The sequence below is a fragment of the Cohnella endophytica genome (genome assembly GCF_003628305.1).
GTDB lineage: Bacteria > Bacillota > Bacilli > Paenibacillales > Paenibacillaceae > Cohnella > Cohnella endophytica.
Map to the genome: position 1 here is coordinate 292,811 of NZ_RBZM01000009.1, position 24,573 is coordinate 317,383.

Annotated in this window: 17 protein-coding genes; 1 reads left to right on the forward strand and 16 read right to left on the reverse strand. The window is 53.7% G+C overall.

Features of this window, described 5'->3' with window-relative positions:
* Window positions 1–7: 7 nt before the first annotated feature.
* The 10 genes from D7Z26_RS21465 to D7Z26_RS21510 form a co-directional block, all read right to left on the reverse strand.
* The gene (locus D7Z26_RS21465) at window positions 8–1,015 is read right to left on the reverse strand and encodes a Gfo/Idh/MocA family protein (RefSeq protein WP_120979066.1); all 1,008 of its coding nucleotides are present in this window, start codon (window positions 1,013–1,015) and stop codon (window positions 8–10) included.
* 16 nt (window positions 1,016–1,031) lie between these two features.
* Complete coding sequence (locus tag D7Z26_RS21470; RefSeq protein ID WP_120979067.1) at window positions 1,032–2,099, reverse strand: Gfo/Idh/MocA family protein; 1,068 nt, start codon at window positions 2,097–2,099, stop codon at window positions 1,032–1,034.
* A 272-nt stretch (window positions 2,100–2,371) separates the two neighbouring features.
* Window positions 2,372–3,394: a LacI family DNA-binding transcriptional regulator gene (locus D7Z26_RS21475; protein WP_120979068.1), complete on the reverse strand. Its 1,023-nt coding sequence runs from the start codon at window positions 3,392–3,394 to the stop codon at window positions 2,372–2,374.
* Between the two features lie 136 nt (window positions 3,395–3,530).
* Window positions 3,531–5,462 carry a DUF5010 domain-containing protein gene (locus D7Z26_RS21480; protein WP_120979069.1) on the reverse strand — a complete coding sequence of 644 codons (1,932 nt, stop codon included), beginning with the start codon at window positions 5,460–5,462 and terminating at the stop codon, window positions 3,531–3,533.
* A gap of 46 nt (window positions 5,463–5,508) precedes the next feature.
* Window positions 5,509–8,697, reverse strand: a complete 3,189-nt coding sequence (locus D7Z26_RS21485; RefSeq protein ID WP_199731755.1) for a glycosyl hydrolase family 95 catalytic domain-containing protein — start codon at window positions 8,695–8,697, stop codon at window positions 5,509–5,511.
* 247 nt (window positions 8,698–8,944) lie between these two features.
* Entirely contained in the window at window positions 8,945–9,835 is an 891-nt protein-coding gene (locus tag D7Z26_RS21490; RefSeq protein WP_120979070.1) for a carbohydrate ABC transporter permease, read from the reverse strand.
* 12 nt (window positions 9,836–9,847) lie between these two features.
* Complete coding sequence (locus D7Z26_RS21495) at window positions 9,848–10,750, reverse strand: ABC transporter permease (protein WP_120979071.1); 903 nt, start codon at window positions 10,748–10,750, stop codon at window positions 9,848–9,850.
* 73 nt (window positions 10,751–10,823) lie between these two features.
* Window positions 10,824–12,542, reverse strand: a complete 1,719-nt coding sequence (locus tag D7Z26_RS21500) for an extracellular solute-binding protein (RefSeq protein ID WP_120979072.1) — start codon at window positions 12,540–12,542, stop codon at window positions 10,824–10,826.
* Between the two features lie 28 nt (window positions 12,543–12,570).
* The gene (locus D7Z26_RS21505) at window positions 12,571–15,264 is read right to left on the reverse strand and encodes a hypothetical protein (protein WP_120979073.1); all 2,694 of its coding nucleotides are present in this window, start codon (window positions 15,262–15,264) and stop codon (window positions 12,571–12,573) included.
* Between the two features lie 27 nt (window positions 15,265–15,291).
* The gene (locus tag D7Z26_RS21510) at window positions 15,292–17,601 is read right to left on the reverse strand and encodes a glycoside hydrolase family 43 protein (RefSeq protein ID WP_120979074.1); all 2,310 of its coding nucleotides are present in this window, start codon (window positions 17,599–17,601) and stop codon (window positions 15,292–15,294) included.
* A 217-nt stretch (window positions 17,602–17,818) separates the two neighbouring features.
* Between D7Z26_RS21510 and D7Z26_RS21515 the strand changes: the two genes are divergently transcribed.
* Window positions 17,819–18,874: a GntR family transcriptional regulator gene (locus D7Z26_RS21515; RefSeq protein ID WP_120979075.1), complete on the forward strand. Its 1,056-nt coding sequence runs from the start codon at window positions 17,819–17,821 to the stop codon at window positions 18,872–18,874.
* Window positions 18,875–18,883: 9 nt separating this feature from the next.
* Here D7Z26_RS21515 and D7Z26_RS21520 read toward each other — a convergent pair whose 3' ends face one another.
* Genes D7Z26_RS21520 through D7Z26_RS21545 form a run of 6 tightly spaced genes read right to left on the reverse strand, consistent with a single transcriptional unit; the run spans window position 18,884 to window position 24,398 of the window.
* Entirely contained in the window at window positions 18,884–19,840 is a 957-nt protein-coding gene (locus D7Z26_RS21520; RefSeq protein WP_120979076.1) for an aldose epimerase family protein, read from the reverse strand.
* A gap of 31 nt (window positions 19,841–19,871) precedes the next feature.
* Window positions 19,872–20,759: a creatininase family protein gene (locus D7Z26_RS21525; protein ID WP_120979077.1), complete on the reverse strand. Its 888-nt coding sequence runs from the start codon at window positions 20,757–20,759 to the stop codon at window positions 19,872–19,874.
* Entirely contained in the window at window positions 20,740–21,720 is a 981-nt protein-coding gene (locus D7Z26_RS21530) for an aldo/keto reductase (RefSeq protein WP_120979078.1), read from the reverse strand. The genes D7Z26_RS21525 and D7Z26_RS21530 overlap by 20 nt, the downstream gene beginning before the upstream one ends.
* 27 nt (window positions 21,721–21,747) lie before the next feature.
* Window positions 21,748–22,986, reverse strand: a complete 1,239-nt coding sequence (locus D7Z26_RS21535; RefSeq protein ID WP_120979079.1) for an NAD(P)/FAD-dependent oxidoreductase — start codon at window positions 22,984–22,986, stop codon at window positions 21,748–21,750.
* A 13-nt stretch (window positions 22,987–22,999) separates the two neighbouring features.
* Window positions 23,000–23,317 carry a MocE family 2Fe-2S type ferredoxin gene (locus D7Z26_RS21540; RefSeq protein WP_120979080.1) on the reverse strand — a complete coding sequence of 106 codons (318 nt, stop codon included), beginning with the start codon at window positions 23,315–23,317 and terminating at the stop codon, window positions 23,000–23,002.
* Window positions 23,298–24,398, reverse strand: a complete 1,101-nt coding sequence (locus D7Z26_RS21545; RefSeq protein ID WP_120979081.1) for a fatty acid desaturase family protein — start codon at window positions 24,396–24,398, stop codon at window positions 23,298–23,300. The genes D7Z26_RS21540 and D7Z26_RS21545 overlap by 20 nt, the downstream gene beginning before the upstream one ends.
* Window positions 24,399–24,573: the final 175 nt, after the last annotated feature.

The window sequence follows — 24,573 nt, forward strand, 5'->3', positions numbered from 1 at the left end:
TCCCTCCCTATACTTTCAGCGGCTGGGACGAGCGCATGGACCGATCCGCGAGCACCGCGAGCTTTTGCGCTTCGACCGCATCGGATCCCGTCGCCGAAGGCCCGACGCGCCCGAGAATGCTGTGGGTGAAATGCCGCGCTTCCTGCTGGTAACCGAACTTCCAGAGGACGCCGAGATTGTTCCACCCCTCCGCAGACGAAGGGTTCTCATTGTTTTTCTTAATAAACGCCCGCCCGCCTTGCGCCTCCATCAGATCGATAAAGAAGGAGCCTTTAGTGCCGTAAATCTCTAGCGTCTTGTCTCCATACCCGCTAGACCAGCTGCCGTAAATGCTTCCCATCGCTCCGTTCTTGAACTTCAGCGAGCACATGATATTGTCCGGCGTTCCGTGCTTGCGGGCGCCTTCGAAGACGTAGGCTCCACCGTCTGCATAGATCGTCTCGACTTCCCCCGCGTACCAGCGGTACAGATCGAAAGTGTGGATGATCGTATCGATGAGAATGCCTCCCCCCTGCGTTGGGTCATAGAACCAATCCGCAGTCGGCTCCCAGCCGAACACGGCCGAGCGGATCGCGATGATGTCGCCGATCTCGCCGCTATCGAGACGTTCCTTCACCTCGACGAACGGAGGGGTAAACCGGATCATGAAGCCGACCTGCAGTATGACGCCGTTACGGGTAGCCGCTTCGTTCATGCGCTCGCATTGTTCGAGGGTAAGCGCCATCGGCTTCTGGCAGAAAATGTGCTTGCCCGCGTTCGCCGCGTCGATCACGATCTGCTCGTGCAGGAACGTCGGCGTGCAGACGAGCACGGCATCGATCTCTTCGGAGGCCAGCATCGCTTCGTAACTGTCGAACACGTGCGGGATATCGTATTTGCTCGCTAGGTGTTCCGAGGAAGCTCTCACGACATCGAAGACGCCTTGAAGTTTCGACTCGGGAACATGCGAGTGGGCTTGCGCCATGACGTGGGAAATTCTCCCGGCTCCGATGACGCCGATTCGTACTTGATTCATCGCGACTTTCCTCCCGTTAGTTAGAGTTGATTGGAATGAGGGCACCTTCGTCGGACGAACGGTATGCGCCTTCGATAACTCTTAGCGCCTTAAGACCGTCGTGACCCCCGACCGACACCGGTTTGTTGCCTTGGACGACCTCGACGAAATCCAACAGGCATTCCTTATAACAGATTTCGTACCGATCGTCTCCTTGCCAGTCGAAGTACTCTCGGCCATTGATTCCGTTGCCGGACACTTCTAACTGGGGGCTTTTTTGATAATGGATTTGAATTTCCCCCTCGGTGCCGACGATGAGACATTCTTCTTGGCTGATCATCGGCGCGTACCAACCCGGGGCATGCCAGGTGCTCTCGATCGTAACGATTTCCCCTTGATCCATCGCCACGACACATACGCCATAGTCGTCGACTTCAAGCTCGCGATGCTTCAGCTTGGCGACTTGGCCGAACACGCTCACCGGCTCGCTGCCGAGCAAGTATCGCATAATGTCCGCGTAATGGATGCCATGATCGTTAAAGCCTCCATAACCTCCGCGCTTCGGCTCGACGTACCAGCCCGGCTCCTTCGTATCCGGGGAATCGGTGATGAAGTACAACGGACAACGGATCGAGATTTTCATCGTAAGCGGTTTGCCGATAACGCCCTGCTCGATCAATTTGCGGGCTTTGACGTAGGGAGGCAGATAACGGATCAAGTACGCCATCATGAAAATCACGTTCGCTTCTTCCGCGGCCCGGACCATGCGTTCGGCTTGAGCGACCGTAATAGAGATAGGCTTATCCAGGAGAATATGCTTCCCGTGTTTAGCGCACAGCAGTACGTCTTCCTCGTGCGACCCCGTATCGCTCATGACGAGTACGGCGTCGACGGTCGGGTCGGCGAATAGCGCATCCTTCGAAGAATAGGTTTGCGTAAGTCCGTATTTGGCGGAGAACTGTTCCGCTTGGAGCGTTCGTTCGTCGTATACGCCCGCCCACTCGATACCGGGAACCGTACCTTGCGAAATGTAATGAGCCATCGGATAAATATGGTAATGGTTGTGTAAGCCTAGAACGGCTACGCGGATAGTCGCTGAGTTCAATCGGTTTCCTCCTTTTCATTGGCAAACATGAATAATAATCGAAGTAACGTTAATTCAAAAACTAATAAATTAGCGCTTACAATAACTAATTTACTCTATGCGAACGTTCGCATAAACAATATATTTTATAAGAGTTGATTCTGTCAATCCACTTTTGCAAAGAAAATCAAAAAGACGTAAATGGCCAAGTTGCCCCTTTACGTCTTCGATTCGACATGGTAAAAAGCCCGGAACCCGGGCTAGGTCGTTATGAACGCTTCAATCCCTCAAAATCATCCTTCGTAACGGGCCGTCGATTGACGAATGACGAGATTCGGGCTGAAGGTCGTCTTCAGCCGAACGTCGTCCTCCGACTTTTCGGTCCCGATACGCTCGACCAAAAATCGAATTGCCGACTCCGCAAGCTGTTTTAACGGTATTTTCACCGTCGTTAGCGGCGGATGTAGCGACATGCACATGTCGAGATCGTCGTACCCGATGACCGAGACGTCATGCGGCACGCGTAGCCCTAATTCTGCGACAGCCCTGCATACCCCGAACGCGAGCATGTCGTTCTGGGCGAATATCGCCGACGGTTTGTCTCCTCCGTTAGAAAGCCATTCCTTCGTCACTCTGTAACCGTAGAGGGGATCGTCTTCTTGTAGCGCGACCCACTCCGGCACGATATCCCAGCCGTAGTCGGCTACCGCGTCCTGGTAAGCTGCCAGCCTCTGGCGTTTAAAGGAGCTATCTTCCCTTGAGCCGATATATCCGACTTTGCGATGTCCCAGTTCTTTCAGATGCTTCATCGCCTTGCGCGCTCCGTCGTAATCGTCAGTCGTGACGCAATTCACGTTCATCGGGTCGAAATGGTTGAAATACGCAACCGGAATAGACATTTCGGCCAGTTCGCCGTAGAAATCCTCGTTCTCCTTCGCTTCCGTCGCGAATATCAGCAATCCGTCGATCCCGCGGGACAGGAAGCTTTCCACGCCCGCGCGCTCCCGCTCCGCATTCTTCTGGCTGCTGTATATGAATACGGAATAACCGTGCTTCTCCGCCGCGTTCTGCACGCACTCCGCAAGCTCGCTGAAGAACGACCAACTCAAGTTATCGACCAGAAACCCGATCGTTTCCGTCCGGTTGCTCACGAGACTCTTCGCCATCATATTGGGCCGATATCCCATTTTCCTCGCCAACTTTTTTACCCGCTCCCGGACTTCCTTCGTAATCCGCACGTCGTCCTTAAGTGAACGGGACACCGTCGTCGCGGATATTCCGAGCTCGGCCGCTATGTCTTTGATCGTAACCGGCATCGTCCTACCTCTTCTCCAAACATTGAATTAACGTTTGCATAAAATATTAGAGCATTCTTCCGAGTTTGACAACAGTCAAACAAACCGCGGCTCTGCGGGAAGGCGAGAGCCGCGGTTGTCCCCTATCCGATCCGGATCAATTCGTCCAATAGTTCAGATTGATTCCGCCGTCTAGTATCTCCAAGCGCACCGTATGATAGGACCCGCTGGCAAAAGTGAACGTCCCGGCGTTCACGGTCTGATAAGTCTGCCATGCGCCGGTGTTCGGCACTGTGATTGTCGCGCCGGCGACTCCGTCGATGACGAAGCGAACCCTATTGCCCGCCGTTGTCGACGCCACCCGCACTTTCATCGTGACCGTCCCCTGCAGCGGCACTTCCTTCCACTCCAGCCATTCGCCTGCCGCCGTATGCCCGACATCCCAACCCCCGCCGGAATCCGGCGTCGTCTCGACATCCATGTCGCCGTCTCGGTAGATGCCTCCGGTCGCGCTGCCCGCCGTCGTGTCGTAATACGCATCCGCGCTCTCCGCTTCGATCCGAAGCGCCGTAGGGAAGGGATTACTGGAAAACTTCCGTAGGATATTGATCATCTGATTCGGATAATCGTATTTGGTCGTCGCGTAAGTTCCTTCCCTTCCTCTCCACATTGCCGCGTTCTCTTCCCAGTCGGAATGGCCCTCGACAAGCGTGACCAAACTGTTAGGCACGGTCGCATTCAGATTATCGATGAACGTTAGTCCGTGATTAGGGTCGATGTTCATGTTGGTCGAACCGACCCAGAAACGGAAGGAAGGAACCGCGACGCCGAAATTCTTGCCGTTAAACGCGGTGACCGTTCGGCCTCCCGGCACGGGGAACCACGAATGCACCCCGTCTACGACCGCCGCTACGGTCGGATCTTCGCTGATCCAGGACTGATCGACGATCAAGTACGGATTCACGCCGAATTCCGCTTGCGCCCGCGCCCGGATGTAATCGACCATTTTCTTCAGATTCCCGTTGCCCTGATTCGTGAAAGCGAAGTCTCCCATCGCCCATTCGTAAATAACCGGACGACCGTCGATCTTAAACCTCATGCTGTCCGGAACGGCTTGGAAAAAAGCGCGAAGATTGTTGTCCCAGATGTACTTGTACCCGCCTTCGCCCGTGCCGTTCGCGTCGCCCACGTCGAATGGAGGCGAATAACCGCCCGTCCCGTGCTTAAACGCGTTTTTCTTGTCGGTCATCGATGCCGGCGTATCGTCCAGCGCGCTGATCTTCAACTGACCGGCTACTCCTCTTCGATTAATCGCGGCCACGAGTCCGCTGAGTTTCCTCGTATCTCCGCCGCTATTTGCGGGAAGCGCGGGATCCAGATAACCCCGAATCGTCGGCGCCACGAAATCGACCCCCGAAGTGACCAGCTCCTCGACGTAATTGTCCCAGAATTTCGCCTCGTCCCCAGTGCTCTTGAACAAGGGCAGATTGAATATCTGATTGCCTTGGTTCGTGTAAGGTCCTCCATTCAGCGTCAGGTCGGAAAATCCGAATGTAACGCCCAAGTAGTGCGGCCCCTGAGGTTGCGGGGAGGAAACGACGACCTTCTGGAACGTCTCCCATGGCCCGGCATTCGTCCGGTTGGCAATCAAAGGCAAAGTCTGAGAGACATCCGCATCGACATAGAGATTGTTCGCGTTGGATTTGATATAAATATTGCTGCCTCCGGCGTCGATAATCTGAAACTTCTCGTTCGCGCCGATCGCGGCGGCACTCGCAACCAGCAAATTATTCGTTTGCTTGGAGACGTACTTACCGTTAGCGTTCGCCTGTAACGCGTACAATCCTCCGCCGGCATCGCGCACGACGAATTGTTCCCAGACGCCCGCCGTCACGCGGTTCGCGATGAGCGGATCGTTGCCCGAATTGTCCGCGCATACGTAATTATTGTTCGAGAGTGCTTTTAACGCGATCGTCTCCCCGATGACCGGCAAAGCGGCATTCGCCACCTTGGCCGAGTTCAACATGATCGCGGGCAGTGCCAACAAGAACGCGAGCGCAAGAAATATCGTTCTTCTGTTCAAAGCCATCACACATTCCTCCTACGAAAAATGGTTATCGGTTCTGTTACCCCTCTTACCGCTGGAACTTCTCCCATATGCCGATGGTTGCTCGGTTCGCGATCAATGCCGCCGCTCCCGCGTTGTCCGCGCAGACGTATTGGTTGTTCGCGGACGATCGAAGCGAGAACGTGCCGTCCGTATTGTCTACCCATACGAATTTCTGCCCCGTACCGATCGAAGTCGCGTCGGCGATGAGATTGGAAGCGCCCGCGGTTACATACTTGTTATTGGCGACCGCTTGCAAAGAGACCGTTCCGCCTCCCGCGTCGACCACGACAAATTGCTCCCATGGTCCGACCGATGTCCGATTGGCGATCAGGGCGCTAGCCCCCGCGTTGTCCGCGCAGACATACTGGTTGTTCGCCATCGCCTTCATCGAGATCGTCTGACCGATCGGCGCGCCCGTGCCCCCGCTTCCCCCGCCCGCATACACTCTGAACGCGTCGATCGCCGCCACCTGCGCGGATTTGCTGACGATCTTTATCGTATGCGTGCCGTTAACCAGACCGGTTTTGCTGTACACCGTTTGCTGGACTTGCCTGGCGCCGCTAACGTTCAGATTCACGTTTGCTTGCAGCGCATTGTCGATATAGACGTCCACGTTGCCCATATCCGAGTATTTTTCGCTGATGTAGTCGATGCCCGTACCGGTAAAAGTAAACTCGGCCGTAGCGCCGTTCGTCGTCGCGTAATGGATATCGTCGTTGTAATCCCCGAGCCCGCGGCCGACGCTGTTGTTCCAACCGACTCCGTAATTAAAACCCGTGGGGGCGTCGTCGTTCACCATCATCGAACCGGAAGGAGGTATCGTTCCGCCTGCAGTGCCCAACTTGCTGTTCGTTCCGCTTAAGCTTTTCACTCCTTGGTTCGCCGTTCCGTTCAACTGAGAATACGTATAGCTACCGAGCGGCTTCGCCGTTCTCTCGACGATATACGTCCCGTTGGCGGCCGTATTGAAAGTGAACTCCGCGTTAGAGGATGTAAGAACGATCGCGTTATCCGACGCCCTCCTCACTTGAACCTGCTGCGTGCCCCAAGGATTTACGACAACGGCCGCGTTTCCGTACAAGCTCTTGATGCCCGCATACTTGATCTCCCCGCCTTCCTTCTCCGAACTCACGAGGAATCCGCCTCTCGCCAGCAAAGTAAACTTGGCGTTGAAAGCCGTATCGCTTGGCACCGCCGGGAAAATTCGAATCTTGTCATTGTAGCTCTGAAGCAGGGATTCGTTGATCGCGGAAAGATGCACGCCCAAGTACTCGAACTCGCCGTTCGTATCGTTCGTTCGGCCGTTCGGCAATGTCTGATACCGTTGGAGCATCGTCTTCATCCCGTCGTAGGCGGCATTGCCTAGCCCAAGCCTGGCAGCCTGAACCGCGCCGGGATCCCAGATCGCGCCGTAGGTGAAGATCCTACTGTTAAAGTTGTTCACCAGCTTCTGATAATCCGAAGCGCCAATCCCGCTCACGTCATAAGGCCAGAGCAGCTCCAGCACGACGTTCTCCCCGTTGCGGATTTGCGAAGCAGGCGGAGTATGCGGGAAGTACTTGTTCGGATCCGCCGGATCGTCGGGATAAGCGACCAGATTGTTCAAGACGTTCTGCCATTGCGTGCGCAGAGCGCTATCGAGCCCTAGCGCCAGACTCGTCTGGATGGCTTTGGGGAACAAGCTCCTCACGGCCGCAAGGTCGGTGATCGCATTCTGAACGTCCCAATACGTCTCGTGCGAGTTAGAGCTTGCCATGTAATATTTTCCGGTGCCGGAGTTGAATGAGAGCTTGCTCGTATAGAATTTGGCGACTTCCTTCATGAACGGGTAAGCCACGTTACTGAGGTAAGAGGAGTCGTTCGTGTATTTATACTGCGCGAACATGTTGAGTGCCGCTTCCGTCCCCGTGGACATGATATCGTTGACGAAATCGCTGTCGATCGTCCCCCGTGCGTTGCCATCCCAGCCCATGGTCTCCGGCACCCAAATGCCGTCTATCCCGTATCGAGTCATCGTATAGGACTTAAGCGCGTTAAAATTACGGCTATACAGGTTGTTGAATGTATTCATCATGTCCGCGTGGTTGGAGGCCAGGAACGAATTATAGATATCCCTCTGGTTCCAATACCAATAGGCATTGCTCCACTTGGTGCTATCGTTGTCGTTCACGCCGCTGAACGCGCCGTTGATAAAGTGAAACGGATAATTGCCGTAGCCGCCTGCCGCGATCATATAGTTGCCGAGATAATAGATATTCTCCATATAATCCGCATCGCCGGAAGGATTCGAGTACTGCACGAAGGATTTGCCCCAGAAATCGTGCCACCAGTTCCTATAGCTCGTTAGCGTGGAGGAATAACCAACGTTCTTCACGCTCGTAAGCAAGGACTTCGCTTGGTTAACCGAATTATTGCCCGGAGCGTTAAGCCGGCTCGCGCATGCGATCCAGATCGTGTAACTGGACGTCGGCGTAATGTTCAGCCTAACCTTGCTTCCGTTCACCGTCTGGGTCGTGAAACTAGCACCTTCGACCGTCGCGGCCAATGTGTATCCGAACTTATTCGCGTCGGTCTGCCCTCGGCTGAAGCCCGCCACGGTAGGGTCGGCGAACGCGGACACCGTTCTCCACGTATTGATGTCCGGCACGTCTCCGCCGCCAAAGCCGCTCACGTCCCATAAGCTCAGATCGAGCGAGACGCTGGACAAGCCCGTACGGCTGTCGTCGACATGAATGCCGATCACTTCGGAGTTCGGAGAGCCCATGACGGTCACGGTACGGTTGTTATCGTACTTCGTTGTGACTAGACCGTCATATAGGGATAACCTCTGCTGATAGGTGGAATAGTTCGCATCGAAACCCGGATTGGAATACAAATTGACGAGCCCTTGCGAGGCGAAGCCCTCTTGAGAAGCATCCACGCCGGACACCTGCATCGTCAAGCCGCCCGCGGTGTTCCACATCTGCGCCCCTACCTTGCCGTTGCCGACCGTTATGCCGCTCTTCGGATCGGCAGTGGGGGAGTTGAACACTATGTCGTGCTTGGATAAATAACTTGCGTAATCCACGTTCAGCAAACCGGTTCCCGTATTGAACGAATGACTTGTCGTGCTAGCCGACGCGGTTCCCGCAGCCATCAACAAAGTCGCCGATAGACTGGCTGCGGCGAGCAGAGACGTGCAGCAACGGCGTAGCTTCTTGCCCTCGATTCTCATTACGGATCCTCCTCTACAATCGAATGGTTTATCGGGCAGGCTTACCTTTCTTGTCCCCGGGGCTTCAGCGTAGCCGATCTAGCTGTCGCTCTCAATTCAGAAAAACGGCTATTCCTAAGAAAATCGGCGAATTCATCGATAATCGTACAAATTGCGATTTTCCTGACGTTAGTCCAGGAAAATAGACAATACGAAAACCCTTGCATCCGCAAGGGTTCGTCATCATGAAGCCATATTCTTTCGCCCTCTACCCCTTTACGGAGCCGAGAACGATTCCTTTGACGAAATATTTTTGCAAGAAAGGATAAGTAATCATAATCGGGAGAGCGCCCAAGAAAATTTGGGAGGATTTAAGCGTACGGTCCGACATTTTGGCGAGTTCATTGAGGTCGGACGTGTTCTTGACCAGCAAGGAAATATCCTTCTGCAAGACGACCGTCTGAAGATAGCTTTGCAACGGATAGTGCTCGGGTTTGTTCATGAGAATCAAACCGTCGAACCAGCTGTTCCAATGGGTAACCAATACGAACAACGTCAGCGTGGCTAACGCCGCCGTCGACATCGGCACGTAAACCTTCCATAGAATGGTCATATGGCTCGCTCCGTCCATCTGCGCCGATTCGGACACTTCCCTCGGCAACTGTCGGAAGAAATTAAGCAGGATCAAAATATTAAACACGGGTACGGCTGCCGGCAAGACCAGCGCCCAGATCGTATCCAACATGTGCAGATTCCGGATCACCATGTAAAAAGGAATGAGTCCCCCACTAAACAACGTGGTAAAAAAGAATATCCACACGTAAAAAGTGCGGTAGCGGAACTCATTGCTGTCCTTGGATAAGGGATAAGCGATCAAGATCGTCATCACCATGCTGACTCCCCATCCGATGCCGATCCGCTCGAGAGTGACGACGAGCGAGCGCCAGAATTCGACCCGCTCTAACGCGTAACGGTAAGCGGTGAGCGTAAAGTCGACCGGCCATGCCGTAACCTTGCCCGCCGCGACCGCCGATCCGGAACTGAAGGATACGGCCAGAACGTGAACGAGCGGGAATAAGCACAGAAGCGAAGTCGTCACGAGGATGAGATGGATCGCGATCGCGAAAGTCCTGTTTTCTTTTATCCGGTTAGCCTTCATTAATATTCACCTCTAGAAAACCCTGTAATTGGCAAATCGATAGGCGGCGTAATAGGCTCCTCCGATGAACAAAGTCGAAACGACCGACTTCAATAGCCCCACTGCCGTTGCCGGACCGAACTGCGCATCTAGCAGGCCTAATCTGTAGACGAATGTATCGATGACGTCCCCGCTTTCGTAGACGGCAGGACCGTATAAATTAAAGATTTGGTCAAAACCCGCATTCAGGATGTTCCCTAAGCTCAGCAAGGCGACCAGAACGATGATCATCCGCATGCCGGGCAACGTAACATGCCAGATTTGTCTCCATTTGCCGGCCCCGTCGATGCTGGAAGCTTCGTAAATCTGCGGGTCGATCGTACTGATCGTAGCCAAGTAAATGACGGTGCCGAATCCGAATTCTTTCCACACGTCCGAGAAGATCATAGTCAGAGGGAAAGTGCTGTTATCGCCCAGAAAATAGATCGGTTGAAAACCAAACGCTTTGATGATGGAATTCACGATCCCGCTGGACGGAGACAGGATGTCGATGAGAATTCCGCTAAGAATAACCCAGGAAAGAAAATGCGGCAGATAGATGATCGTCTGGACGCTTCTCTTGAACGCCTTGCCCTTAACCTCGTTAATCATGATGGCGAAAGCGATCGGCACGAGCAATCCGATCAGCATTTTGCCGAACGCGATATAGATCGTGTTTCTAAGTATCGTGTAGAACCCCGGCATATTCGTCACGTACGCGAAATTTTCCCCGCCGACCCACTTCTGGGCGCCGAACAGTCCTTTGGCCGGAACGAAATCCTGGAAAGCGATCACGATGCCCGCCATCGGCAAATAGGAGAACAGGACGACGAGCGCCAAGCCCGGCAAAATAATCAAATGTAACGGCAGCTCTTTTTTAATCCGGTTCAGAAACATGACTTCCCTCCGTTGCGAAAAATGGGAAGAGAGGCGAGGGGTTGCCCTCTCCTCCCATAACCCGCTTTCCGTTCTACTTTTGCAAGCTTTGGCTCCATTCGTTGACTTCTTTTTCGATGGCTTCGCCGCCGAGCTTATTGTAGTCCGCTACGTATTTATCGAAGTTGGATAGCGGTTCCTTGCCGACGATGAACTTCGTGATCATTTCTTTCTCGAATTTCAATAGCGTCGCGGAATATTTCTTCATGTTATCGCCCGGCGCTCCGTAAAACTCGTTGAAAATATGACGATTGTCGTTCGCGTATTGTACCATGAGGTCGCCCACGCCGTTCTCCGAGAAAGCTTTGAACCAGCCGTGGTTCGCCTCGTCTTTATCGTTTTTGTATTTCATTACGTTATCCCAGACGCTCATGGATTCCGGATTCAGCTTGGAATTGTCGTTATTCTTGATCGCGTCCAGAATCGCGATGTTGTTCTCAATGTTCTTATTCGGCGGAAGCGCGGAGAACGGAGAAAGCGACCATAATTCATGACCTTCCGTATCGCGATAGTACTTGTTGAAATCGTTCGTCGCTCCGTAGTTTTTCTCCAGGAACATATTGATGAGCTTAACGATCGCTTCCGGATTTTTGCTGCCCTTCTTCACGGCATAGTACGTATTCGTCGCAAGGTTGACTTCCGTCATGGCCATCTTATCATCGATCGAGACGATCGGATACGCCTGATAATCGGCTTTGACGTTCGCGTCGTGAACCAATTGGATCGGCCAAGCGAAGTTCCAGTGCGCACCGAAGAACATGCCGTTCTTGCCCGCTACGGTATCCTCGCCCACTTTACCTGCGTCTTTGGTAATGAATTCTTTATCGATGATGCCGTCCACGTACATCTGATGCAGTTGTGTCAATGGAGCGATCATCTCTTTCTGCGTAGAACCGTATACCAACTTGCCGTTCGCATCCTTAACGAAGATGCCCGGATAAGCGTGGTATCCGTTGAAGAAGCCTTCCAATACCGCGTAACCGACGTTCGTCAGATCTTTGATCAGAGCTAAGCCCTGCGTATCGTTTTTGCCGTTTTGGTCCGGGTCGTTCTTGGTGAAAGCTTCCGCGATTTTCAACAGATCCTGCATCGTTTTGGGCGGCGTCAGACCCAGATTTTTCAGCCAGTCTTCGCGAATCCACACGAAGTTCTGCGTTTCCCTGGAGGAGGCGATGCTTGGAATGCCCATCAGCTTGCCGTTGAATTTCGCGGCGTTAAACGGACGATCTCCTTCTTGCATTAACAATTCTTTCGTCAGCGGCGACGCGTATTGTTCGAACGCGGCGGTCAAATCCTCGATTTGATCGCTTTCCGCCAGCTGTTTCAGTTGGTTCACGTTAACCGGGATAATGTCCGGCAGCGCGCCCGAAGAGAGGCTCAGGTTAATTTTTTGATCGTATTGATCGCCGGCCTTGGCTACCCAGTCATACTTGACTTTAATGCCGAGATCTTGCTCGAATGCATCCAGCCAGCGGTTTTTATCCAGCGTTTCTCCTGCCGGAAGGTTCGCTTCCAACGTCTCGTTGGTGGAACGGAAAGTCGTAATCTCGATCGGCGGATCGTATTTGCCTAGCGGATCGATCGCAGGCGAACTGGCGCTGGCGCTTTCCGATGCCGCCGGTTGCGACTCGCTGCTCGTCGCTTGGCTTCCGGATGCCGCAGGGGCTCCGTTATTGTTTTTGCTGCAAGCCGATAGAAGAAGCGATAGAACGAGTACGGAACCTAACGTGGTCTTAGCCATGATTTTGAACAAGATGCATTTCCCCTTTATCTGATTGTTTTTAAGCCGTCGTAAACGTTCGATACAGATCGGTATCGAAATCTTCCAACTCTACGATGCCGCATAAGTGGCTTACCGCCACCCAGGGGAGCCAAATTCGGCTCATCCCGACGCCCCTTCTCGGCGCGATGCTCCAGTGCTCCTGAATCCAGCCGACGTCATGCAGGTCGTACGGTCTGCCGGGCATGGCCATCATGAGCTTCGTGTTGTGCAACAAGATCCGGGATACTTCGGCGTAATGTTCATCCCCCGTATACTTGTAGAGCTTGGCGTATTCGGCGACGTCGAAAGCCATATACGTATCCGCGAGGGAATGTCCGGTGGCGATCAGCTGCACGCCCACCGTGGAAACGCCCTGCTTCCAATGAAGCTGCTCGTCCGTTGCATCGGTCGGCATCGGAACATTCCAGCAATAGATCCATGTTTCCGCCGCGTCACCCGCCGCCTTCGCCCGTTCCAGCCATTTCGGCTCCCAAGTAGCTTCATAAAGCGTCATATAAGCTCTCATCGAGATCGTGGCCGCTTCCTTGTCGATGACGTTCGGATTGTCGAGCGTGCCGCCAACGAAAAATCCATCCCTTTGTCCGTGAATCCAGCATAGCTCTCCCGTACGAACGGCCGATTCGATGAAACCCGGATTTCCGGAGATGTCGTACGCCTGAATAAGAAACGGGATCGCGTTATAGCTGCTCTCGGGGTACACTTGTGCGGGTTCTCCCGTTCCGGCTTTCCACGTTCGCGGATAACCCCCGCCGGGCAATTCTTGCCCGAGAAGCCAGTTTCCGAAATCCATCGCCCATTTGTGCCACTCCGAATGATCGCGCCCCGCTTGTTTCTCGAACTCCCAAGCTTTCAACATATACCGGGCGCCTTCCGACAAAGCCCGGAGAGACGGCTGATCGCGAATGACGTTGATCCATCCGCCGCCTTCGGCGAATCCTTCGGTCGTAGGCGGACACATCTGAATCTCGCAAAATGTCCGGAGAATCTCGTAAGCCGATTCGCGATAGGCGTATGCCGCCTCGGAATCCCTCGCGGCTTCCCGCAACAAGAAATAGGCGGTTTCGATGCTTCTTCCCGTGAAGCCCATATAGGCATCCCGCTCCAACACTTTGCCGGAGACGCTATCGAAGGCGATCGGAAGCGTCACGCGGCCATCGGTTCTATCGACGACGCTGTGCAGAATCTTGTTCTGGCTCCGGCGGATAAGCTCCGAGTCTTGCAATACGACCTCCGGAGCGTAATGCGTCCAAGCCCTTCTCCACGCTTCGTTGAAATATCGCGGGAAGCTTTCGTCCTGCCCGAATCGGATGCTAACGGAATAGTCATGTCTGACTTCCTCGGTCAGAGGATGATAGCGTCTGCGCCATTTCTTCATCTGCCCGTGAGGGAACGTATCTCCGGAATAAGTTGCTCCTCCCTCCGTCCCCGGAAACCAGAACCCCGTGCGCAAAGCTCCTTCTTCCTCGACGCATCCCAGCGATCCGAATTGGAACCGGGCATCGACGAACGGAACGGCTTCGGTATCCATGCTCTCGGAGAATGTCGTGTCGCCGAGGGCGTTCTCGTGCAAGATTGCGACGGAGGATCCGTCTTTGAAATGAAGTCCGAAAGTCGGCGCGGGCATTCGGTCCTCACGGATGATGAGCTCTTTCATGCCGGACACGTAGTTTTCCATGCCGCCGATGGCCGTCTTCGTAATGTTGTTGAACGTACCGTAGAGCATGCCGGGAGCGAATACGTTCGCGTCCAGAACCGTTAACCCTTCTTCGGTGCGAAACGTTAATTGGGAGAGGAAGGCTTTGTTGCTGCGCCCAGCGACCTTCAAGCTCCTATGAATTCGCACGTGGTCCGCTTCGACGGAATAACGGTCGGTTACCCGAATCGACTGCTTCTCGGATAAGCGGATGACCGCTTCGCCTATCCATTCGGATCCGCTTTCCTTGATTACGTCGTAACCGGAAGCAACCTGTTCGGTTTCTCCGCTCTCGTCGCGAATTTCGATCCGAACGGGCAAGCTTTCGGTTAACGTGGAGCGGCCCGGTCCTTTAAGAACGACTCCCCGTTGCCCGTTTCCGTCCGGCTCCGTCAGACATAAGCCTACTTTACGGATGCGTTGCGGCATCTCCGGCTGAACCAACTGGTCGGATTGCGAATCCAGTTCAAAGGAATGCCGATTGAGATCGATCCATTCGATCGGAAGATCCCTTGATTCCGTTACGTAGAAAGGGCCGATGGCCTTGTCGCCGGGAATCGTGAACTCGCAATGCAACGTTCCAGCCAGCATAGTGAACATCTCGGCGCCTCGCGGGGCGGGATATAAGCTTAGACAGGTGAAATCTTCGGTTTTCAGCGTCCCTTGGCGATCGCTTGCCAGCGCCTCCTCCTTGCGCAGTCGGCAAATCAAGAGATATACGGGTTTTACTTCGTTCCCGTGAGCGGGAATCAAAAACTCTTCATGATCCGGATGAGTACCGAGTCGGACTTTGTACTTGTTGACGCCGACGGCAATGAGCTTGTGCGGACCGTACTCCTCGGGCGACTCGTATAGCGATTCAACTGCGTTCTCTCCGGGAAGAGCTTGAATCGTTCTTTCTGTCGGGTTGAACAAACGGATTAGCCCTTCCGCCTGGAGTTGCTCTAACAGAGCCAATGTAATCGGTTCGGGCTTTAAGCGAATGCTGGTGCTAATCATGGTTGGACAATCCTTTCTGCGATGCCGTTAGTGGATCTTCACTTTGTCGACGGTAATGTAGGTGTTGGCCCCCGCTCCCGTTCCGCTCGTAGTGCCCGTAACTCTGATCTTAAGGGTATGGTAGCCTAGCGGTAATTCGGGACTGGTATATATCGATTGCGCCCAAAGCCTGGATGAAGCATAGAAATCCTTGTTCGTTTCCGCGCCGCCGTCGATGGAGAAGGCCGCGATGCCGTGCGAAGGATCTCTAGATCCGAAATACTCGATCTGCGTGCCGTAAAACTGAATTTCGACCGTCGCGTTCGTCGCGTTGCCGAAATGCTCGTCTTTCCATTCGCAGCCGCACGTCGAAGAGGTAGCGGAAGACCATGCTCCCGTATACTTAAACTGGTTGGCGCTCGTTCCGATCGTAGAGTCGTTTACCGTCACGATTGTTCCAGTCACGACCACGTCATCCGACGTAATAAAACTATCGCTCGACAATGCGTTTTTCGTGCCGGTTGCCCTAACCTTAAGCGTATGGTAGCCAAGCGGAAGGGTCGGACTCGTGTACATTAACTGATTCCACTGTCTGGCACCCGCGTAGAAGTCGACGTTCGTCTCGGCTCCCCCGTCGATGGAGAAAGCTCCGATCCCGTGCGATGGATCCCTCGAGCCGTAATATTGAATCTTCGTTCCGTAGAAAGGAATCGTTACGTATTCGTTCGCGTTTTTCGTAAAATGCTCGTCGTTCAAATAACAACCGCATCCCGTTCCATAAGACCATCCCGAGGTATACGTGCCGTTAACCGTATCGTTAAGGGTCGTCGTTCCCGATTCGACGTTCGTCAGCGCCGTAACCTCGACCTTATCAATCGATACGAAAGTGTCCGTGCCGAGCTGGATATCTTGGTTGTTGGCATCCTTGCCGATTTTCTTCTGCCCGGTTACCCGAATCGTAAGCGTATGCGGACCGTCATCCAAGATCGGGCTCAAATATGAAACGACGTTCCAATGCCGGACGGATTCGTACAAGTCGACGAGCTTTTCCGTCCCGCCGTCCAGAGAAAAGCCGATTTTCCCGTGGCTTGGGTCCAAAGAGCTGTAGATCTTGATTTGATTGCCCGTAAAACGGATCGTGGCGGTGGAGCCGGTTACGTTGCTGAAATGCTCGTCGTTGTTATAACAAATCGAGCAGCCCGAAGCGGAAGACCAATTGGCCGAATACTCGATCTGATTCATTCCCGTCCCTGTCGCCGAGTCGTTGAATCGGCTCAAGAGCGGCGCATCGTTGCCGGTTTCGCCCGATGGAACCAAACGCGACACTCCGACGGGAAGCGGAGTTCCGAAGTTGGGCGTGCCGTTCGCGTTCCAAGTGAACTTCTGGGCTCTCATCGATTGCTCGTTCCACCCGTTGCAATTCTCCGGACCGTTGCAAGCATGATAGACAAGCCAATCTTCCGTGCCGTCGGGAGACTTCACGACCGAGGGAACTCCCGGATTCATCGCGTTCCCGTCCGTTCCCGAATAGCTTTGAAACACGGGCGTGGAAGTTTTCGTCCAGGCTCCCGCGCTTAGTGGATTGCTGCCCGTGTACTTGACCAACGCCATCTTATAATCGTCATGCGTCGCGTTAGCCGAATGCAAGACGAACAAGTCTCCGTTATGGATCAACGGCACCGGCCCTTCATCCACAAGTCCTTCCCATGTATAAGTCGGCTCGGAAATAAAAGATTCGTCCGAGCTGGCCGTCCAAGGATCGCTCATCGTAATGATGCTGACTTTGCTTAGCGCGCCTTTGACCGGATCGACGATATTGCATCGCGATAATACGGCGTAAGTCTTGCCGTTATAATCGAACGGCGCTAACGTTAAAGCGCAGCGGGAGTTGCCGGAATCGTACGGATCGACCAATTGCCCTTTGGAAGTGTAACCGCCTTGGGCGTCCGTCGTATCCGATTGCAGAACGAAAACTCTGTGGCCGAACGCATCCCCTTTAACTCCGGTGGCCGAATAGTAGATATACCATTTGTTATTGATGAAATAGAGGAATGGCGACCAGGTGTCTTCGCTATCGGCGCCAGACGCGGGCGCGGTGTACACCTTGACCTTGGTGCCCGCGTTGATTCCGGACAGGCTCGCCGATTTATTAATATAGATGTCTTTCTTGTAATCGCTGTAAATCAGATAGTAGTAACCGTCTTTATAAGTCATGAAGGAATCGGACATTTTCGGTAAAATCTCCCCGGAAAAGACGGGTGCGGCCTTTGCTTCTTGAATCATCAGAAATCCCGAGATCAGAAAAGCCGTCAAAACCGCAAACGACCATTGAATCACTAACTTGGCTTTAGAGTTCATGATGCGTAATCATCCCCTTTTGTTGTTAGCGCTTTCAACTTCTATCCAAATAGTAGGCTATTCATAGTATGTTGTATATATCTAATTCAATATAAATTTATAATCGAAACCCCTCAATCGCCCTATATACTTGAAATAATTTACAATCATTAGGTGACAAACCATTGTCAGTCATATATACTGTATTCAACATATACAATATAATGAGGTCCTGACTATGAGAGATAAACCGTTGTATAAGCAAATTCAAGACCACATCAAGGAACAGATCAGCCTCGGAATTTTGCGCCCCGGAGACCGAGTGCCTTCCGAGGTCGAGCTGACCCGGCAATTTTCGGTCAGCTTGATCACGGCCAAAAACGCGGTCATTGCTTTGGCGGAAGAAGGCATCCTTTCCCGGTTCCAAGGCAAAGGAACTTTCGTGGCGGAGAGCACGAAGACGGAGCCCGTCATCGCCCAGCAGCATGACAAAGGATGCATCGGACTCATCGTTCCTTCGATGGATACGCGGGTAGATCAGAGGTTGCTTAAATATACGGAGAAATACTTGCGTCAGCAAGGATACATTCTCACCGTGCGGATCACGAACGAAAGCCTCGCCGAAGAAACGGAAGCGATCCGTTTATTTCACGGCATAGGCGTTAAGGGGCTGCTGATTTTACCGACGGTCAACGAGAAATACAACGAATCCATCCTCCGGCTCACGCTGGATAAATTCCCGATCGTGCTTATTTTCCGGTATCTCAAAAATATCCACACTTCGAGCGTCATTTCCGAGGACCTACAAGGAACTTTTCAAGCCGTGGATTATTTATTGAACAAAGGACATCGAAAAATAGCCTTCATATCGCCCGAGAACACCAACTCGGCGACCGAAGACCGCGCTCTCGGATTCGAGAAAGCTTTTATCGACCGCAAAGTACCGATCGACAAGAGCTTGTGGTGCTTCATCGCGTTGGATGCATTGGACTCGAATAAAAGCGTCGAATTTATATACGAATTCTTTAAGGAGCACCCCGATATTACCGCCGTATTCACCGTAAACGCGATATTGGCCGGGAAAGTCTATACCGCTTTGAAACGGCTAGGCCGCCAAATCCCCCAAGACGTCGAGATGTTTACGTTCGACCAACCGAACTTGCCGGACATCCCTTACGTCAGCCAAGACGAAGAGACCATCTGCAAGACGGCCGTCGAACAGCTCGTCCAACAAATAGAAGGGAATGATCAGCTCTCTCAAGCCGTCATTCCCGTGACGTTGCAATATCCTTAATCCCGGCGATTATTCGACCGGTTGAGCGCCCAACCGAACATGGAGAGCCCATCGTTCGGTTTGGTTCGCTTCGATCCGTACCGTCCGACCGCGCCCGTATGCCTCGTCTAGACGATCGTAGAACCCGTTGCATGGCTCCAAAGCGCATACCGTTTGGTGTCCGATAAGTCGCCCCTCGTCGATCCATACGCCCAAGTATGGCAATTGTACCGGATCCCACTCCAACGTAACGTATTCGCCGCTGTCTCTTTCGATGAGACCCGTCCTGCCTTCCTCTACCCGACCGTTCACGTAGTACTTCCTCGAATCTTTAGCCGCCAGCGGTCCGATAAGATCGATGCCGCGCGGCAAGCTTCCGTCACCGTGCGGCCATTCGTATAGGCGTCCCTTCGTTAATCTTTGCCCTCCGTCTACGCATAACAATTGCGTCACTTCGGCAGGCAAAATAATACGGCTTTGTTCCGTAGCCACGAAAAGCGGATGCGCGCACCAGAAAACGGATAACGGTTCCGACGAAAGGTTGGCGGCGCTGTATTCAATTCGAACGCTATTGTCGTCGAGGAAACTTATCGACCGCGTGAACTCGTACGGAAGCGCCCTGCCGTTTACTTTACAGGTCAATTCTCCGCCATATGCACTTGCTTCCCACGGAATCGACCACAATTCGCCATGATCGGGCAGAAGAGCTCCTTTATAAACTCCCTCCGCAGGATAGCCGCATGCAACGATCGTAGGAAAACATTCGTCCCAACCGCTTAAATCAGCCTGTCCGAATTCCGAGCCGTATTCGACGGGAGCTAGAAACCTCGAGCCCGAATCGACCAACCATTCCTTGCCCGTCGGCTTATACCGAAGGGAGACGATTTTGGCGCCAAGCTCGGGCACGACGATTAGTTCCATGAGTTCGGACTCCATCCGCAATGCCCGGAATCCCTTAAACGTGCTTTCTTCTATTCCTCGCTTCACGGCTCTCCCCTCCCCCCTTTTACTCGATTCATTAAACTTCCAAGCGCTCGTAGCTTTTCCATTGCGAACGGGTAGAGACAGGCAACTGCCCGTCCCTTGGCCTCGCGGTTATCCAGTCCTGCCGGACTTGCCATAGCTCCTGCCATAGCGCCTCGATTTCCTCATAGGTGATCGGAATCGTAGCGGCGTCATTCCCGATCCTGCCTTTTAAAGATTCCGCCTCTTGGATGAGCTTCCGAAGACAAGCCTCCATAATATCCCGCCCTAGAAGAGGGTCAGCTTGATGCGCGTCGTCTCCGATCGCAAGCGGCCCCCCCGCATCCGCGAATCGATGCAGATCCGATTTCGCGAAGTCTACGAGGTCGGGTCTTACATAAAGCAGCTGCGAGATTTCGTATTTCCCTGCATGATCTCCCTCGTATCGGCCGGTCACCAGCTCAGGGTCGCTCGCCACGAATACGGGAATTGAAGCATAGATGGAAAACCGTTCGGCTACCCTTCTAAGATCGAATTGATTACCCCCGCTATGACCGGAGACGACGACGATCCCCTTAAATCCAGCATTGGCGAACGCTCTCAATTGATAGAGGAAAAAATGCAAAAAGACGTGCGGCGGCATGCCGGTCATATGCGGATTGCACTCCCCGACCGTATCCTCCAGCCATCTGGCATGATAACCCGACTCGTGAACGTGATATCCCATCGCGGGAGCGACGATGCCTCCCGCTTCCCTCGCCGCGTTCTCGCATAGCCACTCCGCCTTGATCGTATCCAATCCGAAGGCGGCGATCTGTCCATGCGGCTCGCAGATGCCAAGCGGCAAGTAGACGAGCGGACAATCCGCTAACCGACGTTTGAATTCCCAAGGCAGCAACTCCGACCATAGCACCTTGTCCGGCTTACCAGAATTTCGTGTCATAGAAATTCCTCACCCAGCGATGATATCTGAAGATTTCCTCGAATACGTGATCCGGGAGCGGTTCTTTGTCCAGAGCGGCGATATTTTGATTCGCATACGCCGGCACGTGCATCGAGACGAGTGCCGTCGTGACGCCCGGATGCTGGAGCACGAACTTGATGGCGAGCTCCGCCAAATTATCCGCATACTGAGGAATGAATTTCCGCAACCGGTTTATCCGCTCGATATACATGTTCCTGGGAACGTAATCGAAATAAGACTTACGGTAATCCCCGTCCTCGAAGGTCGACTCTTCCGTCAGAAACCCGCTAAGCCCGCCTTCGTCCATGACGCAACGCGCGATGAACGCGACATCGTTCTCTTCGCAGAACGGAATCAAGCAATCCAATGGCAGCGGATCGAATATATTGAACACCGTCTGAACGGCATCGATCGTGCCGCTTTGAACGAGCGAGAGCGCGATATCATGCCGCTGATCGGGCAAGGAAACGCCGACGTAGCGGATTTTTCCCTCTTCTTTCAAACGAAGCAATTCTTCCATCCAGTAGTCCTTCTTGCTCCACTGAGGCCAGAACTGATGCAGCTGCATAAGATCGATCGTGTCTACTCCGAGCTCTCTAAGAGAAATTTCCGTGCTTTCTTTCAGCCAACCCGCCGGATAAGCGCTTTCCACCGGAATCGGAGTCCCCCAGCCGACGCTACCGGGTCCGAGAGACATCACTTTGGACGCAAGAAACGGCTTCTCGCCCTTCCATTCCTTTAACGCTTTGCCGACTAACCGCTCGGAATCGCCGTAAGCGCGCGCGGTATCGATGAACGTAACTCCCCGGTCCAAGCTATGGAGAACGGATCGTACGAGTTCGTTCTCCGAATAAGCCCCGAGAGCCCCCCCCAAGCCCATCGCGCCAAACCCGATTCGGGATACTTGCTCGCCGGAACCGGCGAAATCGGAAAATTTCATGGGACAAAGCCAACCCCTTTCAATCGATTAGAGTGCGAGCAGCGTCTTTAATTTTACTTCCGGATTCATGAGACTTGCCGGATCCGGTCTGGCTTCGCGCTCGATCAGCATCTCCGCGACGCGGATTTCCTTGGCTAAGCCGCCTCGGCCGATCCCGCTCGCCGCGACGATTCGTCCATCCTCCGCAAGGTGGAAATACACTTGGAACCCGCCGTCCGGAGATTCCCTTCTCACCATCGTTGCCGCGCGATCCGGCAATCCGGCTACCTGTAACGTCAGGTCATATTGATCGGACCAAAACCACGGCACGGCAGCGTAGCTCTCCGAAGCGCCCGCCATATTGCGCGCGGCGACGATGCCTTGATCCTGGGCGTTCCTCCACGCCTCGAGACGGATCCGTTGCCCGTCGTACAGGGCATGGGGGAACGAGCAACAGTCCCCTGCCGCGTAAATATGAGGATCGCTCGTCGTTAACTTGTCGTTAACGACGATTCCGTTATCGATGTCGAGTCCGCAAGCCGCGGCCAGCGACGTTTCCGGAATTGCTCCGATACCGGCGATAATCGTATCGCAGCGGACAACCGTCCCATCCGCAAGAATGATCGCATAGCGATCCCCTTCGAGCTCTATTTTCGCTAACCCGATCCCGAGCTTAAACTCCACCCCCGCCGAGCGATGTCTCGCCTCTACGACCTCGGCGATCGGCAGCGGAACGCCTCGCATTAGAATCCGCGGGCCAACCTCGACGATCGTTACCTCGCAGCCTTTTTCCCTGGCGCTCGCGGCGACTTCGAGCCCGATAAATCCTCCGCCGATGACGACGATATGTTTGCCCGGCAGTAACCGGGAACGAATGGCCAAGGCGTCCCCGAACGAGCGCAACCCTAACACTCCGGACGTATCCGACCCTTCGAGCGCAAGCTTGCGGGGGCTGGCCCCGGTCGTCAGCAGCAAACGATGGTAAGGGATACGACAGCCGTCCTCCATAAGAACGTTACGGCCGTTTCTATCGATTTCCGAAACCTTACTGTCCGTAATCAGTTGAATGCGAAGGCGATCCAGCTTCGTCTCGTCGAGAATGAAAGCCGGGGACGGCTCGCTTTCCTCGACCAGCGCGCTTTTGGATAGCGGCGGGCGCTCGTAAGGAGCCCGGCTCTCTTTGCCGATCAACGTAATGCTTCCCGTCCATCCGCATTCGCGAAGCTCGAGCGCCGCCCTGGCGCCGGCTTCTCCCGCACCTACGATCACGATTCCCGCTTCCGTCATGTCGTTCTCCCCCTCAGTCGATTTGGACATACACTTTGCCGGCTTCGATCTGCACGGGATATGTTTTAAGAGCCTCGCATGCCGGGGTTTTCTTGGCCGCCCCCGTCGTATAATCGAACCGGCCGTTATGCTTAGGGCATTCGATGACGCTTCCCATAACCAGACCGTCAGACAAATGGACCCTCTCATGCGTACAGAAACCATCCGTAGCGTAATACTTGTCCTTATCCGAACGATAAACCGCTAAGGATACCGCGCCGTGGTCGAACCGGATAACGTCCTCCTCGTCGATCTCTCCGACCTCGCATACTTCAATCCATCCCTGCGACATCTTTCATTCCTCCATTCGTAGTAGGTCCGACCAGATAAGGCTGCGCCGTCGCCGGCAACTCCCTTTCGATCGTGTAAGTCGGATCTTTCCTTTGCTTGAGCAGCGCCGTGACGACGTCCTTGAATGCCGACGCGAGGCCCGGGCTTGGCGGCGGACAATCGGCCTTCATCTCGGCATGTAGCTTGGGCAACGCATGGTAGGGAACCATCGGGAACATATGATGCTCGATATGGTAGTTCATGTTCCAGTAGAGGAACCGGAATACCGGATTCATATAGATCGTTCGCGTGTTCAACCGATGGTCTAGCACGTCTTCGTTCAGTCCCACATGCTGCGTCAACCCGAATACGAGCACGAGGATGGAGCCATAGAAGGAAGGCAAGACGATGAACATGGCGGGCAAAATACTTGACGTATAGATGCAGGTCGCGATTAGCGCGGCGAAAATAAGAACGTATACCCTCGACTCCCAGAACGTCTTGCGATATTCCGCTGGCGGGATGTATTCCTTCTCGCCTTTGTCGATGATGCCGAAGCAATGCATGAACATTCGCTTGATGTCCCGAGGCCCTGCGTACAGGTGCATGATTTCCAGCATGATAATTTTCCACACCGGAGGTCTTGGCTGCGCGATCTCGGGATCGCGACCTACGATGTACGTATCGGTATGATGCCGGGTATGGCTCCAACGCCAAGGCGTTGCCGGTCTTAGGACGAGGAAAGAAGCGAATTGATACACCCACTCGTTCATCCAAGGCGTCTTAAAAGCCGTTCCGTGCCCGCACTCGTGCCAACGGGAATCCCCGGGAGAAGAGTAGAGGATGCCATAGGCGAGGAACGCAGGCAATGCCCACCATGTTCCCCAAGATAGATAAGCTAAATATCCGAAACCGATCAGTAGACTTAACCAAATTACCGTATCGCGGATAGCCGGTCCGTTCCTACGCTGCATGAGTTCTTTCATTCGCTTGCGGGGAATGGGCGTCGCATACCATTCGGCGGACGCAAGCCCGCGTTCTTGAGCCAACTTGCCTTCCGGACCGGAAAGACTGTAATCTCTCTTCTGATGAGAGGCGCTCATCGAGATCTCCTCCACGCTTCAAAATGATGTTGGTTACAACTTCTTAAGGAGATTATAAGCGCTTTCTTGGCATCTGTATTTGGCTAAGAGTCATAATGATTTATCCAATATCACACTGGAAATAAAAAAACGTACGATGCGCGCTTGGCGATCGTACGTCTTCTCTCCGTCACAT

What these genes read in the sequence shown, in the direction of transcription:
- D7Z26_RS21465 (WP_120979066.1), bottom strand. Translation starts at nt 1,015, where the DNA reads ATGAATCAAGTACGAATCGGCGTCATCGGAGCCGGGAGAATTTCCCAC.
- D7Z26_RS21475 (WP_120979068.1), bottom strand. Translation starts at nt 3,394, where the DNA reads ATGCCGGTTACGATCAAAGACATAGCGGCCGAGCTCGGAATATCCGCG.
- D7Z26_RS21480 (WP_120979069.1), bottom strand. Translation starts at nt 5,462, where the DNA reads ATGGCTTTGAACAGAAGAACGATATTTCTTGCGCTCGCGTTCTTGTTG.
- D7Z26_RS21485 (WP_199731755.1), bottom strand. Translation starts at nt 8,697, where the DNA reads ATGAGAATCGAGGGCAAGAAGCTACGCCGTTGCTGCACGTCTCTGCTC.
- D7Z26_RS21490 (WP_120979070.1), bottom strand. Translation starts at nt 9,835, where the DNA reads ATGAAGGCTAACCGGATAAAAGAAAACAGGACTTTCGCGATCGCGATC.
- D7Z26_RS21495 (WP_120979071.1), bottom strand. Translation starts at nt 10,750, where the DNA reads ATGTTTCTGAACCGGATTAAAAAAGAGCTGCCGTTACATTTGATTATT.
- D7Z26_RS21505 (WP_120979073.1), bottom strand. Translation starts at nt 15,264, where the DNA reads ATGATTAGCACCAGCATTCGCTTAAAGCCCGAACCGATTACATTGGCT.
- D7Z26_RS21510 (WP_120979074.1), bottom strand. Translation starts at nt 17,601, where the DNA reads ATGAACTCTAAAGCCAAGTTAGTGATTCAATGGTCGTTTGCGGTTTTG.
- D7Z26_RS21515 (WP_120979075.1), top strand. Translation starts at nt 17,819, where the DNA reads ATGAGAGATAAACCGTTGTATAAGCAAATTCAAGACCACATCAAGGAA.
- D7Z26_RS21525 (WP_120979077.1), bottom strand. Translation starts at nt 20,759, where the DNA reads ATGACACGAAATTCTGGTAAGCCGGACAAGGTGCTATGGTCGGAGTTG.
- D7Z26_RS21530 (WP_120979078.1), bottom strand. Translation starts at nt 21,720, where the DNA reads ATGAAATTTTCCGATTTCGCCGGTTCCGGCGAGCAAGTATCCCGAATC.
- D7Z26_RS21535 (WP_120979079.1), bottom strand. Translation starts at nt 22,986, where the DNA reads ATGACGGAAGCGGGAATCGTGATCGTAGGTGCGGGAGAAGCCGGCGCC.
- D7Z26_RS21540 (WP_120979080.1), bottom strand. Translation starts at nt 23,317, where the DNA reads ATGTCGCAGGGATGGATTGAAGTATGCGAGGTCGGAGAGATCGACGAG.
- D7Z26_RS21545 (WP_120979081.1), bottom strand. Translation starts at nt 24,398, where the DNA reads ATGAGCGCCTCTCATCAGAAGAGAGATTACAGTCTTTCCGGTCCGGAA.